General features: G+C 56.1%; 12 protein-coding genes and 1 tRNA gene. 5 read left to right on the top strand and 8 right to left on the bottom strand.

What is annotated here, in order from left to right; all coding sequences use genetic code 11:
• Positions 1-24 precede the first annotated feature (24 nt).
• The gene (locus tag RUESEDTHA_RS16070; protein ID WP_180887739.1) at positions 25-987 is read left to right on the top strand and encodes an acetyl-CoA carboxylase carboxyltransferase subunit alpha; all 963 of its coding nucleotides are present in this window, start codon (positions 25-27) and stop codon (positions 985-987) included.
• Positions 988-992: 5 nt separating this feature from the next.
• Here RUESEDTHA_RS16070 and RUESEDTHA_RS16065 read toward each other — a convergent pair whose 3' ends face one another.
• The 3 genes from RUESEDTHA_RS16065 to RUESEDTHA_RS16055 all read right to left on the bottom strand — a co-directional run bounded on the left by RUESEDTHA_RS16065 (position 993) and on the right by RUESEDTHA_RS16055 (position 3,605).
• Positions 993-2,120 carry a lytic murein transglycosylase gene (locus RUESEDTHA_RS16065; RefSeq protein ID WP_180887738.1) on the bottom strand — a complete coding sequence of 376 codons (1,128 nt, stop codon included), beginning with the start codon at positions 2,118-2,120 and terminating at the stop codon, positions 993-995.
• Positions 2,121-2,231: 111 nt separating this feature from the next.
• On the bottom strand, positions 2,232-2,879 hold the full coding sequence (locus tag RUESEDTHA_RS16060) for a GntR family transcriptional regulator (protein ID WP_171125422.1): 648 nt from the start codon (positions 2,877-2,879) through the stop codon (positions 2,232-2,234).
• 30 nt (positions 2,880-2,909) lie between these two features.
• Positions 2,910-3,605: a M48 family metallopeptidase gene (locus tag RUESEDTHA_RS16055; RefSeq protein WP_180887737.1), complete on the bottom strand. Its 696-nt coding sequence runs from the start codon at positions 3,603-3,605 to the stop codon at positions 2,910-2,912.
• Between the two features lie 100 nt (positions 3,606-3,705).
• Here RUESEDTHA_RS16055 and RUESEDTHA_RS16050 point away from each other — a divergent pair, with 100 nt between their 5' ends.
• Positions 3,706-4,032 carry a TIGR02300 family protein gene (locus tag RUESEDTHA_RS16050; RefSeq protein ID WP_180887736.1) on the top strand — a complete coding sequence of 109 codons (327 nt, stop codon included), beginning with the start codon at positions 3,706-3,708 and terminating at the stop codon, positions 4,030-4,032.
• A 143-nt stretch (positions 4,033-4,175) separates the two neighbouring features.
• Positions 4,176-4,251: transfer RNA gene (locus RUESEDTHA_RS16045), tRNA-Ala, on the top strand.
• A 401-nt stretch (positions 4,252-4,652) separates the two neighbouring features.
• Here RUESEDTHA_RS16045 and RUESEDTHA_RS16040 read toward each other — a convergent pair.
• Positions 4,653-5,243, bottom strand: coding sequence for a TetR/AcrR family transcriptional regulator (locus tag RUESEDTHA_RS16040; RefSeq protein ID WP_180887735.1), 591 nt, complete (start codon positions 5,241-5,243; stop codon positions 4,653-4,655).
• Between the two features lie 117 nt (positions 5,244-5,360).
• Here RUESEDTHA_RS16040 and RUESEDTHA_RS16035 point away from each other — a divergent pair, with 117 nt between their 5' ends.
• Complete coding sequence (locus RUESEDTHA_RS16035; RefSeq protein ID WP_180887734.1) at positions 5,361-6,308, top strand: alpha/beta hydrolase; 948 nt, start codon at positions 5,361-5,363, stop codon at positions 6,306-6,308.
• Positions 6,309-6,686: 378 nt separating this feature from the next.
• Here RUESEDTHA_RS16035 and RUESEDTHA_RS16030 read toward each other — a convergent pair whose 3' ends face one another.
• The 4 genes from RUESEDTHA_RS16030 to RUESEDTHA_RS16015 form a co-directional block, all read right to left on the bottom strand.
• Entirely contained in the window at positions 6,687-7,466 is a 780-nt protein-coding gene (locus RUESEDTHA_RS16030; protein ID WP_180887733.1) for an IclR family transcriptional regulator, read from the bottom strand.
• Positions 7,467-7,477: 11 nt separating this feature from the next.
• The gene (locus RUESEDTHA_RS16025) at positions 7,478-8,836 is read right to left on the bottom strand and encodes a TRAP transporter large permease (RefSeq protein WP_171120860.1); all 1,359 of its coding nucleotides are present in this window, start codon (positions 8,834-8,836) and stop codon (positions 7,478-7,480) included.
• On the bottom strand, positions 8,836-9,501 hold the full coding sequence (locus tag RUESEDTHA_RS16020) for a TRAP transporter small permease (RefSeq protein ID WP_180887732.1): 666 nt from the start codon (positions 9,499-9,501) through the stop codon (positions 8,836-8,838). The genes RUESEDTHA_RS16025 and RUESEDTHA_RS16020 overlap by 1 nt, the downstream gene beginning before the upstream one ends.
• A gap of 66 nt (positions 9,502-9,567) precedes the next feature.
• Positions 9,568-10,806, bottom strand: a complete 1,239-nt coding sequence (locus tag RUESEDTHA_RS16015; protein ID WP_170778352.1) for a TRAP transporter substrate-binding protein — start codon at positions 10,804-10,806, stop codon at positions 9,568-9,570.
• Positions 10,807-10,913: 107 nt separating this feature from the next.
• Between RUESEDTHA_RS16015 and RUESEDTHA_RS16010 the strand changes: the two genes are divergently transcribed.
• Complete coding sequence (locus RUESEDTHA_RS16010; protein ID WP_180887731.1) at positions 10,914-12,509, top strand: GMC family oxidoreductase; 1,596 nt, start codon at positions 10,914-10,916, stop codon at positions 12,507-12,509.
• Positions 12,510-12,555 lie beyond the last annotated feature (46 nt).

The following is a 12,555-nucleotide window of genomic DNA, read 5'->3' as shown; positions in this document are numbered from 1 at the left end:
GGAAATTCCGCGTTGAGAGGCGTCATGACCCAGTATCTGGATTTCGAAAAACCCCTGGCCGAGATTGAAGGCAAGGCCGAGGAATTACGCGCGCTGGCCCGCGCCAACGAAGAGATGGACGTGGCCGAAGAAGCCGCTGCACTGGACGCCAAGGCCGCCAAGCTGCTGGACGAGCTTTACGCGGATCTGACCCCGTGGCGCAAATGTCAGGTTGCACGGCACCCTGAACGGCCACATTGTCAGGACTACGTCAAGGAACTGTTCACCGAATTCACTCCGCTGGCCGGGGACAGAAACTTTGCTGATGATCTGGCCGTGATCGGTGGTCTAGCGCGTTTCGACGACCAGCCCGTCATGGTGATCGGGCACGAAAAAGGCTCGGACACCAAGTCGCGGATCGAGCGGAATTTCGGCATGGCCCGGCCCGAAGGATACCGTAAAGCCGTCCGGCTGATGGAAATGGCAGGGCGGTTTGGGCTGCCGGTCATCACCCTAATCGACACGGCTGGGGCCTACCCCGGCAAAGGCGCGGAAGAGCGCGGCCAGTCAGAAGCGATCGCCCGCTCAACCGAGATGTGCCTGAAAATCGGCGTACCTTTGGTTTCGGTCATCATAGGCGAAGGCGGCTCGGGCGGGGCGGTGGCATTTGCTACGGCAAACCGCGTGGCGATGCTGGAGCATTCTGTGTACTCGGTCATCTCGCCCGAAGGCTGTGCGTCGATTTTGTGGAAAGATTCGGAAAAGATGCGCGAAGCGGCAGAAGCCCTTCGTCTGACCGCGCAAGACCTTTACAAACTGGGCGTCTGCGACCGCATCATTACCGAACCCAAAGGTGGCGCTCATCGTGATCGGGCGGCTGCGGTTGACTCGGTTCGCGCAGCGATTGCCGCAATGCTGAACGAGTTGGACGGCAAAGACGCGGCCGCGCTGATCCGCGACCGCCGTCAAAAATTCCTCGATATCGGATCAAAAGGGCTGGCCGCGTAACGCGCCTAGCCCCCCAACTGCCGCAACAGCGCCACCGAGGGCTCGCCCGTCACTGGCAGGCCTTTGGCGCCCTGATAGGCGCTGATGGCGGATTTCGTGTTGTTCCCAATCACACCGTCTGCGCCCTGCGTATCATACCCGGCGGCAGTCAGTCGGCGTTGCAATTCCTTGCGATCCTCCAGCGTCAAACCAGTGGCATCCGGCCCGAATGATGCCTGGAACGGCGCACCGCCCGCGATCCGGTCGGACAAGTGCCCGACGCCAATCGCATAGCTGTCCGAATTGTTGTACCGCTTGATCACCTGAAAATTTCGGAAAACAGCAATACGCGGTCCCGGCTTTTGCGGCTGCAGAACCGCGACCGGCGTGCCCGAGACTGTTCCAACCTCACCACCCCAAGGCTGCCCGCGCACCCAACCCGCGCGGGCCAGATATGCCGCAGTAGAGGCAAGTGAATCCGTTGGGTCATCAGACCAGATATCACGCCGTCCATCGCCGGTGAAATCCACCGCATAAGCAAGGTACGAGGTTGGAATGAACTGGGTGTGACCCATTGCGCCTGCCCAGCTTCCAGTCATCTTGTCGGGCGTCGTGTCGCCCTCCTGAATGATCTGCAGGGCCGCGATCAATTGCTTTTCAAAGAATGCACCCCGCCGCCCGTCATAAGCCAGTGTCGAGGTCGCCGAGATCACGGGCACGTCACCACGGCGGGCACCATAGCGGCTTTCAAGCCCCCAGACCGCAACGATAACCTCTTTGTCGACACCGTATTGCGCCTCAATCTTGGACAACGTCCCGGCGTGGCGGACCATCATCTGCTGACCCGTCTCAATCCGCTCATCCGAGGCGGCGATTGCCAGATAGTCTTCGAGCGAGCGCTTGAACTCAACCTGATTGCGATCGCGTTCGATCACGTCAGGCAAATACCCCGCCCCCTGAAAGGCTCGATTGATTGTGGATTGCGAAATGCCCTGCGAGGCCGCGCGACCTTTGAAACCGGTCACCCAGGCATCCCAGCCCGAGTTCGGAACGGCACGCATTCGCGATGCAGGTGCGGTGGACTGAGTCCCTGCGGAGCATGCAGTCAAAAGGGTGGACCCGAGGCCGACAGAAAATACTCGACGATTGATCATGGCTGAAATCTGCTCTTGTTGTGATTTGGTCCAGAGTACAACAGAGCCGCGCCCTAAACCAGAACGACGAACCAGGTCAGAGCAGGCGCCGGGCGCTCGGCGACAAGTCGCCTAGCTGACCAGCATCCTCAGGCCCTGCGTGACATCCGAACGCACCGCGAGGCGCAAACCGGGTTCATCCCCAGCCTTGAGTGCCGCAATGATCAACTTGTGGTAATGCGGTGGCTCGGTCCGGCGCAGACGGCCATACAAAGCGCGCATTGTCGGTCCCAATTGCAGCCAAACGGTTTCGGCTATGGCCAGCATCGCGGGCGCCTGCGCCCTCAGGTATAGGGTCCGGTGAAACTCAAGATTGGTCCGAATATAGCCGACGGCGTCGCGTTTGGTGACCATTTCAGCCACGTTCATATTAATGCTTTGCAGCCGGTCGATCAAAGCCATGTGCGCCCGAGGCAAAGCGCGGCTTGCCAGCTCCACCTCAAGCAAGGCACGCAGGGCTGCCAGTTCTTCGATCCGGTCATTCGTCAACTCGGGCGTCGAGACGCGGCCGGATGACGACAGAAACAGCGCGCCTTCCGCTGCCAGACGCCGCACCGCTTCGCGCGCCGGGGTCATCGAAACGCCAAACTCTTTGCCGATCCCGCGCAAAGTCAGGGCCTGACCCGGCGAAATCTCACCGTGCATGATACGGGCGCGCAGGGCACGGTAAACCCGGTCATGTGTTGCAGTTTGGGTTTCTGAAGGACGAGCGCTTAACATGCCCCCATGTGATCACAAACTGACCTGCGGTCAACTCATGGCAGTATCGAATCTATACTGATGAAGCTGCGCCCCGTTGTCGCGCAGCCATCGCCTTTGGTCTTTGTAGTCCCCGAAAATACGTTCGACCTGCGCCCAAAACGCGGGTGAGTGGTTCATTTCCGCCAAATGCGCAACCTCATGCGCCGCCACGTAATGCAAGATGTCGGACGGGGCCAATATCAACCGCCAAGAAAACATCAAACCACCAGCCGAACTGCACGACCCCCAGCGAGACCGCGTATCCCGGATCGTCAGGCTGGAATAAGGACGTCCCAACATGGCCGCATAGTCATCGCACGCCCCGGTAAGACGGTCCCGCGCCAATTCCTTGAGAAACCTGACCAAGCGCCGCGCCTCGGCGCCCTTTGGGACTGCGATTTCATCAGTGCCCAACTGCACACGACGTCCGCTGGCGGGAACGATTCGCCGTGCGACGCCCTCGACCGGGATGCTTTGACCAAACTGGACAACCGACAGCTCCGGTCTGTCCTCAAGATGTTGCCGGATCCAGTCTTCTTTCATACGTGCAAAGTTCAGCGCCTCGGCCTCTGGCACGCCTTGCGGGTAAGTCAGTGTAACGCGTCCATCCAATTGGGAAATTCGCAGGCTGATCCGTCGCGCCCGTGCTGACTTGCGCAATGTCAGCGGCACCGGAGGTGTCCCGGGCAGTGCGTGATCTCCCATATGCCTGTTTCTCCTGCTCAAAGGCTTTGACAGTACCCGCCGCATGTGGCACGTGACCTGAATCGTTGATACGACTCACCTGATATCAAGGGGAATTGACATGCCCAAGGAAGAATGGGGTGTAAAGCGCGTTTGCCCGACAACCGGTAAGCGGTTTTATGACCTGAACAAGGACCCGATCGTTAGCCCCTATACCGGCGAGATCGTGGAGCTTGAAACCGGCAAAAGCCGGATGATCGCCGCGGATGCGGAAGACGCAGCATCGGCCAAAGCGCGTGAGAACGCGTCGGATGAAGATATTGTTTTGGATGATGACGACAACGTCGACGTTGAACTGGACGACGATCTGCTGGACGACGATGACGACAACAATGATAACGTGTCGCTGGACGACATCACCGACATGTCGTCCGAGGACGAAAACTAATACCGGTCAGAGGCGGCCCTGCGCCGCCTCGAACCGTCCCGGACGGCGGGCTAAAAGTTTTTAACCACTCAGCCTGTTTTTGGACTTGCGCTAACCGCCACTGTCTCATAAACGTCCGTCCACTGCTTCGGCAGTACCTTTTTGGGGCCTTAGCTCAGTTGGGAGAGCGCTTGCATGGCATGCAAGAGGTCAGGGGTTCGACTCCCCTAGGCTCCACCAAAATCCATTGATTTTGCTGGATAAATCTGGAAGCATTTTCTCCTGCACCCGAACTACCCCCGAAAGTTCGTCGATACCCCTCCCTTATTTTCGGACTCCCCTGCGCCCTTCATTGAGTCGGATTGTCGCACCCCTCCCCCCCCCGGCCTCACCCGGACGCCGCGCGATTTTGTTTATAGGCCACACATAGCAAGCGCGGAATGTCCGGGCTTTTTGACTGCTATGTCAGATGAGACAAGGCCATCCGTGCAGCTACTAGTGCGTTTCGCCGAGAGTACATAAGCCTTTTGGTCATTTGTTGCACCAAGCGCGAACGACCGCTTTGGAAGTCTGAGCGGTCATTCGCTGCAACTTGCTTGAACGTCTGCTCTGCGGACGAAGCCGCAATTGGTGATGTCCAATCAAACGTCCGCTTTGTAGTGCGCCAAAAACATAGCGACGCAATCGTCCAGGACGTCTTTTGGTGTCGGGTTCTCGCCAAGAAAGAACTCCGGCCAGAAGAAGAAGTTTTTGACGAGCCCCAAAAGCTGGTTCGTTGCGAAGGCAGGATCAGCTTCTCGTATAACGCCAGCGTCCATAGCCTCACTAATCAACCGCGTCATCGGATAATCGTGGGTTTCGGTCTGAGTGAAGAACCGCCGGGACCGATCAAGGTCACGGATCAGCTCTGACAGGACCATGCGATTTAATCCGATGGCTGTTTCTTCCGTGATCACTCCGACGTAGTACCAAAGAGCATCCTTCAGTTGCTCGGCGAAGTCGCGATCCGGATCATAGGATACCGGCTGCATGCTGCGGCTCTGTTCCAACATGATCTCTGAGATCGCGTCGAACAGCGCCTCCTTGCTTTCGAAGTGATTGTAAAGCGTGCGACTCGATACGTTCGCTTTTTTCGCGATTGAGGTGGTCTTTGCCCCCAGGAACCCTTGCTCACGGAACTCATCGATGGCTGCGTCGATGATATCTTTCCGTTTCTTTTCAGTACGTTTCACAGGTTCCACCTCAATAAGTAAAAAGTTGTGTTTACAAACACCTTACCACCCCATAAGTAAACTTCACAATTTACTTTTGCAAGGCCAAGCGTCTTCCAACCCGAAAGGACCAAGACCATGACAACCCAAACCCTTAGCGCTGGCAAAAACCAAGTGACCTTCAAGTCCTTTGGTGTGGATTTGGCAGGCGACCTCTACCTTCCCGAAGGATTTGACGCGTCGAAGAAATACAAAGCCATCGTCGGCGCTAGCCCCTTCCCGCAGGTGAAAGATCAGATCCCCGCGACCTACGGCCCGGAAATGGCCGCTCGCGGCTTCATCTATCTGGGCTTTGACTATCTGGGCATGGGCGACAGCCCCGCGCTGCCAGGAGAGCACATGAAATCGCGCTATATGTTCCGACTGATCGAGAACACTTGGGACGCTGTGTCATACCTCGGCACCCTTCCATTCGTGGAAGAAATCCACGGCCTGGGCGTGTGCCAGGGCGGCTCGATCATCGCCTCCGCCGCCGTAACCGACCACCGCATCAAGAAAATCGCTCTGGTCTCTGGAATGATGGCCGCAGATGGGTTCCAGTGGGCCGATCCCAACATGGCGCACCAGATGATCGCAGCGTCCAATGCGGCGATGCAGAAGATGTATGAGACCGGCGAGCCGGTCTACGTTGACACTTTCGGCCTGGATGACGAAATTTCCCGCGAAGATTTTGTCGCAGCCGCTCCGTTCCCGTCGATGGCTGAGGCCAGCTATGACTACTACGGTCGCACAGGGGCCAAGGGGCCAGAAGCAGTTCCGAACTTCTCAAACATGCATATTGCCGATCAGAGCATGCAGTCCCTGTTCTCACTTGGTGAAGCCTATGCTGACAAGATCACGCAGCCTACGCTGACGATCTACTCCAGCACGGCATTCACTGCGCCTTGCTCCACCCAGTTTATCGAAAAGCTGACGAACGAGCATGAGGAACTGGCGTTCGACGAATTCGGCCACGTGGACTTCTACTACAAGCCAGATGCCGTGAAAGCGTCGACCGACGCCGCCGCCGAGTTCTTCAACAAGTGAACCAACGAGACAGAGGCCACAAAAAGGCCTCTGCCTACCTCATACCGGGAAACAGACATTGGTCCGTAGCGCAGCATTTGAGAGTTTGGGCTCAAGGCAGTCGTTCGCCGCGGTGTCCATCAATGTCCGCTTACGGGATAGCGGGATCTAAGTTAGGTCAGAACTCAATATTTGGAAATTCCTGCCGACGCCTACGGAAAACCTGACAAAGAAACCCGACTGGATTTTTGGGAATCTCGGCAACGACATAACTTCCTATAACCGACTTTCCTTATGCCAGCGTAAGCTGATGAAAGTTTTGAGATCCGAAATATCGACAGGATCGCGAACAATGCCGGTGCAGGCAGAACACTTTGCTACGGCTCAGCAAAGAGCCAATCAAGAATATAGAAGCTTCGACAACTTTTCGGCTCCTCCATTCAGGAGAGGAAGGAATTCGAGCAACCCTTGCAGTTTATGCCTTTGCGTTGGGGCATGAACCGACAAAGTGGCGACCAACCTGCCCGTCTCGTCCTGAATTGGAACGGCCACAGCGGTCATGCCGGACATGAATTCTTCGTCATCAGTCGAATAACCGCTGACAGAAATCCGGTTCATTTCGGCCCGCAATGCCTTAGGTTCGGTCAGTGTATGCTGCGTCTGGGCGTCCAGCCTTCCAGCGGCCAGATAACCGTCCAGAACTTGTTGCCTAAGCGTCGACAAGTACATCTTGCCGCTAGCTGTGCAGTGAAACGGCACTTGCGTCCCGACCGGCAACTGAATGCGCAAAGGCCACTTTGTCTCGACCCGGTCAAGATAGATCATCCCTTCGCGGTCGGGGATTGCCAGATTGCATGTTTCACCGATTTCATCTGCCACGCTGCGCAAAATCCTAAGTCGCGCAGTACGCAAATGTTCGGACGACACTGTATTCACCGAAAGCTGACGCAGGCGGGGGCCCGGTCCGAAAGACCGCCCATCCAGATCACGCTGAAGGAAACCTTCGGTCTCAGCAGTTTGCAATAAGCGATGAATCGTAGGTTTTGCCAGACCCAGCGTTTCAATCAGATCCGAGGGTCTAACAGCAACTCCGCGACGAGCGACTTCTTCCAGGATCAGCAACAGGCGCAGGTTCGTCGGTATCTGAGAATCTTTGTCTGGTACATCTAAATTCGCCATCCCGCTACCTTCTAGTTGTTGGGCAGCAGGATCAAGGCCAGATCGGGCACCAACGAAACAAGTATCCAAACTGATAGCAAGGCAACCAGATACGGCACCGTGTAGCGTAACAACCGGAAATACGGAACACCTGTTACACCTGAAGCCACGTACAAGTTCAGCCCATAGGGCGGAGTGATGAATCCGATGGACGCCCCCACAAGAAAAATCACCGAGAAATGGATCGGATCAACTCCTACCGATGCTGCGATAGGGGCCAGAATGGGAGCGAGAATAATCGTTACCGGGAGACTCTCCAAAACCATGCCGGAAAAGAATACGATCACCATCGAGGTGAACAGCACCGCATGATACCCGCCCATCGACGTGACGAAATCGCCAATAGTCTGCTGCGCACCAAGCAAAGACAGGATTTGCTGCATCACGACCGACACCGCGATCAGCGGCGCAAGGATACCGGTGATCTGTGCCGAACGGATCACGATCGATGGGATTTCTGGAATGGTAAAACCCTCTACCACAAACATCTCGGCATATGTCTTTTCGGTGGGCGGAATGTTGTTGCGTGCGCCCATGATGCGGTTGATCGGATAGCTGACCAGCCCAGCGATCACGCAGAATCCCACGGTAACTCCTGCCGCTTCGGTCGGCGAGAATTTACCCGTGTATATACCCCAAAGAACCAGCCCAATGGCAAAGAACCCGAGCCATGCGCCAAAGGCAGTTTTCAGAATACGGTTCAGTTGCAGAGGGATCAGGTAGCCCCATCCATTCATGCGGCAGATGATCCAACAGGCGAGTTGCATGCCCATTACCATCAGCGCACCGGGCAGAATGCCTGCTACGAACAGTTCGGAAATCGGCAGGTTCATCAGGAAACCATAAACGATGAAAATAATCGAAGGTGGGATGATGATCCCAACCGTACCCCCTGCTGCCGCAGTTGCCGCACTGAACCTTTCGTCATATCCGCCCTTGACCATCTCAGGGTGCAGCATTGACCCGATCGTCGCCGTCGTGGCCGAGTTCGATCCCGAAATCGCCGCGAACAATCCGCAGGCCCCCAATGATGCCATCGCAAGCCCGCCGCGTATCCAACCCAGACAGGCGTAAGCAAAGTCACTTAACCTGCGGGCGATACCGGACTTGTTGATTAGGTCGCCAGTCAGAATGAAAAGTGGCATCGCCAGCAGGGCGAAACCCTTATTGAAGACGTTCAACAGCTCGGCACCCATATTGTCCAGCGTAAGGCCGAGGACAAAGGAACAGCCAATCACCCAGTAGCTGATGACCAGCAAAACAGGCACACCAAGCATGAACAGAAATGTGACCCCCACCGAGATCAGAGTTACCCAGGTTCCGTCTGCCATCAGTCTGAACCTATCACTGCCTGTTGCAACAAAGGCTTGCCTGTTTTCCAGTTTCGGAAATCATCGGCCAAGTTCTGAAATACCCGCCCAACCATCAAGAAAAACGATAGGGGGGCAGCCAGCAGGAACCACCATTGCATAATGTTGTCTGTGCCCAGAACAATCTGGAAATTCGATGCGGATAACGCCACCAGTCGTGTCGTGGTCACGATCACGATGACAGCAAAGATGAACCATAACACCGCGTCCAAGATCAGGCACGCCAACTGAGCGCCACGCGGCATTGCTGTGCGGAACTCGGAAAAACTGAGATGAGTGCGCAGGCGCACGTTGTAAGACGCGCCAAACCACGCCATTACCATAAATAACAGGGGGGGGATGGTGGTAGACCATGGTTCCTGATCATTGAACACGAACCGATCTATGACTCCCCAGAAGATAATCAGCGCGATCGCCAGATACGAATACACCATGACCGAGCGCTCAAGGTGGTGTTCGATAAATGGCACTTTTCGGTAAATCATCATGATCAGCAATCCGCCAAGAGCCGCTACCACCGTGCCCATCACCCAGGCCGCGTCCGAGCGCAACGCAGATTGAATCTCGAATGAATCCCGGCTGAGTAAAGCGCTAAAAATCGCGCCGATATCTGCCCACAACGACATGAACCCCGTCCTCCCAGTGGGTATTTTTTGGAACTGGCCCGCTTGGGGCCAGTTCGTTCAGCTTAATCAGGCAGTGCCCATCCACCAACGACGGGGCTCGACATTTTCGGGCAGCATGTCTGCCGGAATCTCGCGCGCGATATCGTAGATTTCCTGATAGGTATCGATGCCGCCCGCCCAGTTGTTCAGACGCTCACGCCATTGCGCCCACGGTTCGGGATTGTAGTTCGGGGCACACATCTCTTCGGCCAGTTTGATCTGATCGTCCGGCAGGAAGGCCGCACGAACGCCGTTCTCTGCAAAGATCGTGTTAGGCAGTTGCGGGTCCGAGAACCCCACGGTGTTCAGCAGTGCAGCCTCGTTCGCACCCTGAATCAGCGCTTGTGTGAAGTACGAGGATTCCATGACGGCATCCTGAAGCTCTCCGCTCAGGCTGTCGAAAACTTTCGCTGACATCGAAGTATGTTCGGTACCGCAGAAGAACTTAAGGTTCACCGATTGCGAAACAACAGGGGCCATGTTGGCATAGGCAACAGCAGACGCCCATGTTTCGGCCCCGTCGATCAAACCGGTCTTCAGCGCGTCCAACGTTTCTTCCCACGCCACCGGCACCGGGTTGAGGTTAAGCAACTGCATCGCGATCCGGCCAAGTTGTGTGCCGGTGACCCGGTTCTTGGTGCCGAACAGTTCCTCCAGTTTTGTCACAGTAGGCTTGTCCGCAAAAGTCGAACCCATCTGTAGGCCGCGCAGTTCACAGTGGGTGAACAGGAACTTCAGGCCATGCCGTTTTTCCAATGGGTCACGCAGGATGCGCTGGCTTTCGGGGCTGTAGAAGAAATGATACTGCGCCGCGCGGCTTGGGAACATATAGGCATAGTCCAGCACGTTAAGATACGGTGCACCGCCCGCGGAGTTCTGGGTTGAGGCGGCGTAGATATCCACAATTCCCTGCTGAGTCTTCTCAACACAGCTAAGCTGACCGCAGATCTGATTGTCGCCAATAAATTCGATGCGAATCTCACCGTCTGTGCGTTCTTCCAGGTCGCGGGCGAACTCAATGGCCCCTGCCCGTTCGATCAGCAGGTTGCGGGTATTGAAACCGGCCGCACCGAATTTCAGCGTGTGTTTGGGTTCTTTTGAGAACCGCTTTTCATAATTTGATTCAGCGGCTTGCGCCAAATTGGCGAGGCTCATCGCGCCGCCGAACCCACCAGCTGCCAGCAGAGTCGAGCTCATGCCATAGCGACCTGCCACACGGAAGAAATCCCGCCTTGAAATGCCACTCAGTTTCCGTCCGATCTCCATTGCTATCCTCCCGTATCGCAATTATTGAGACGTTTTGTATCAAAAAAGGCTAGTATAGTTCTGGCAATTTGCATAGAGTTTTTTAACGACTTTGGGAGGAGACGGTCATGGAGGTGGACTATGCGGTTGTAGGGGCGGGGTCTTCTGGCTGTGTCATTGCCAACCGTCTGAGCGCCGATCCAAACATTAAAGTCGCCCTGCTTGAAGCGGGTGGGCCAGATACGAATCCATGGATTCACATCCCCGTTGGGTATTTCAAAACCATGCACAACCCATCGGTCGACTGGTGTTACCGCACCGAGCCCGACCCAGGGCTAAACGGTCGTTCTATTGACTGGCCGCGCGGAAAGGTTTTGGGTGGTTCGTCCTCGCTAAATGGTCTTCTTTACGTGCGCGGACAAAAAGAAGACTACGACCGCTGGCGTCAGATGGGCAATGTAGGCTGGGGATGGGAAGACGTGCTGCCCCTCTTCAAGCGCAGCGAAAATCAAGAACGCGGTGAGGATGCCTTTCATGGCACAGGCGGCCCGCTTTCAGTGTCGAATATGCGTATACAACGTCCGATCTGTGACGCCTGGGTCGCCGCCGCGCAGTCCGCGGGCTATCCGTTCAACCCGGACTACAACGGTGCGGAACAGGAAGGCGTCGGATATTTTCAGCTGACGACGCGCAACGGGCGCCGGTGCAGCGCTGCAGTGGCCTATCTCAAACCGATCCGCGACCGAGGCAATCTGAACATCATCACCCACGCTCTGGTTTCGCGAGTAGTACTCGACGGAAAGAAGGCCACCAAGCTGGAATATCGCGACCGCTCTGGCGAGACACGGACTCTTAAGGTGCGCCGGGAAATCATACTGTCTGGAGGGGCAATCAACTCGCCACAGATATTGATGCTATCGGGCATCGGTAATCCCGATCACCTGAAAGACAATGGGATTGAGCCGATACACGCCTTACCTCGCGTTGGCAAAGGGTTGCAGGATCACCTGCAGGCGCGCCTTGTATTCAAATGCAACGAACCCACGCTGAACGACGAAGTGCGCAGCCTGCTCAATCAGGCCCGCATTGCGCTAAAATATGCCTTGTTTCGCGCTGGGCCCATGACCATGGCTGCTAGCCTTGCCACCGGGTTTCTGAAAACGCGCCCCGAAGTGCATACGCCCGATATCCAGTTTCACGTCCAGCCGTGGTCTGCGGACAGCCCTGGCGAAGGCGTGCACCCTTTCTCTGCTTTTACCATGTCGGTTTGCCAACTGCGCCCTGAAAGCCGAGGCGAGCTGCTCTTGAATGGGCCTGATCCTTCTGAATATGTCAAAATCGTTCCGAATTACCTGTCAACGGAAACCGACTGCCGGACGATCGTAGACGGAGTGAACATCGCCCGAAAGATCGCACGGCATAACCCGTTGGCGTCAAAAATCTCGGAAGAGTTCCGGCCTGACGCTCAGCTATCCTGCAATGATTACGAAGGCACACTGGACTGGGCACGGTCGAATTCTGTTTCGATCTACCACCCGACAGGCACCTGCGCGATGGGCGCGTCGGGCGATGCGGTTGTAGACCCCCATTTGAAGGTCAACGGAATAGAAAACCTGCGGGTCGCTGATTGCTCGATCATGCCCGAAATCGTCAGCGGAAACACCAATGCGCCTGCGATCATGATCGGTGAAAAGGCGAGCGATTTGATACTTGCCGATACCTGACCACTCGGCACGTGCGATCCGTTCTCTTTTGCGGCTAGCCCACTTT

The organism is Ruegeria sp. THAF57 (assembly GCF_903914075.1).
Taxonomy (GTDB): Bacteria; Pseudomonadota; Alphaproteobacteria; order Rhodobacterales; family Rhodobacteraceae; genus Ruegeria.
Note: the sequence above shows the minus strand (reverse complement) of the source record. Positions and strands in the feature narration are given on the sequence as shown.

What these genes read in the sequence shown, in the direction of transcription:
- RUESEDTHA_RS16065 (WP_180887738.1), bottom strand. Translation starts at nt 2,120, where the DNA reads ATGATCAATCGTCGAGTATTTTCTGTCGGCCTCGGGTCCACCCTTTTG.
- RUESEDTHA_RS16070 (WP_180887739.1), top strand. Translation starts at nt 25, where the DNA reads ATGACCCAGTATCTGGATTTCGAAAAACCCCTGGCCGAGATTGAAGGC.
- RUESEDTHA_RS16020 (WP_180887732.1), bottom strand. Translation starts at nt 9,501, where the DNA reads ATGTCGTTGTGGGCAGATATCGGCGCGATTTTTAGCGCTTTACTCAGC.
- RUESEDTHA_RS16055 (WP_180887737.1), bottom strand. Translation starts at nt 3,605, where the DNA reads ATGGGAGATCACGCACTGCCCGGGACACCTCCGGTGCCGCTGACATTG.
- RUESEDTHA_RS16035 (WP_180887734.1), top strand. Translation starts at nt 5,361, where the DNA reads ATGACAACCCAAACCCTTAGCGCTGGCAAAAACCAAGTGACCTTCAAG.
- RUESEDTHA_RS16060 (WP_171125422.1), bottom strand. Translation starts at nt 2,879, where the DNA reads ATGTTAAGCGCTCGTCCTTCAGAAACCCAAACTGCAACACATGACCGG.
- RUESEDTHA_RS16030 (WP_180887733.1), bottom strand. Translation starts at nt 7,466, where the DNA reads ATGGCGAATTTAGATGTACCAGACAAAGATTCTCAGATACCGACGAAC.
- RUESEDTHA_RS16025 (WP_171120860.1), bottom strand. Translation starts at nt 8,836, where the DNA reads ATGGCAGACGGAACCTGGGTAACTCTGATCTCGGTGGGGGTCACATTT.
- RUESEDTHA_RS16015 (WP_170778352.1), bottom strand. Translation starts at nt 10,806, where the DNA reads ATGGAGATCGGACGGAAACTGAGTGGCATTTCAAGGCGGGATTTCTTC.
- RUESEDTHA_RS16050 (WP_180887736.1), top strand. Translation starts at nt 3,706, where the DNA reads ATGCCCAAGGAAGAATGGGGTGTAAAGCGCGTTTGCCCGACAACCGGT.
- RUESEDTHA_RS16010 (WP_180887731.1), top strand. Translation starts at nt 10,914, where the DNA reads ATGGAGGTGGACTATGCGGTTGTAGGGGCGGGGTCTTCTGGCTGTGTC.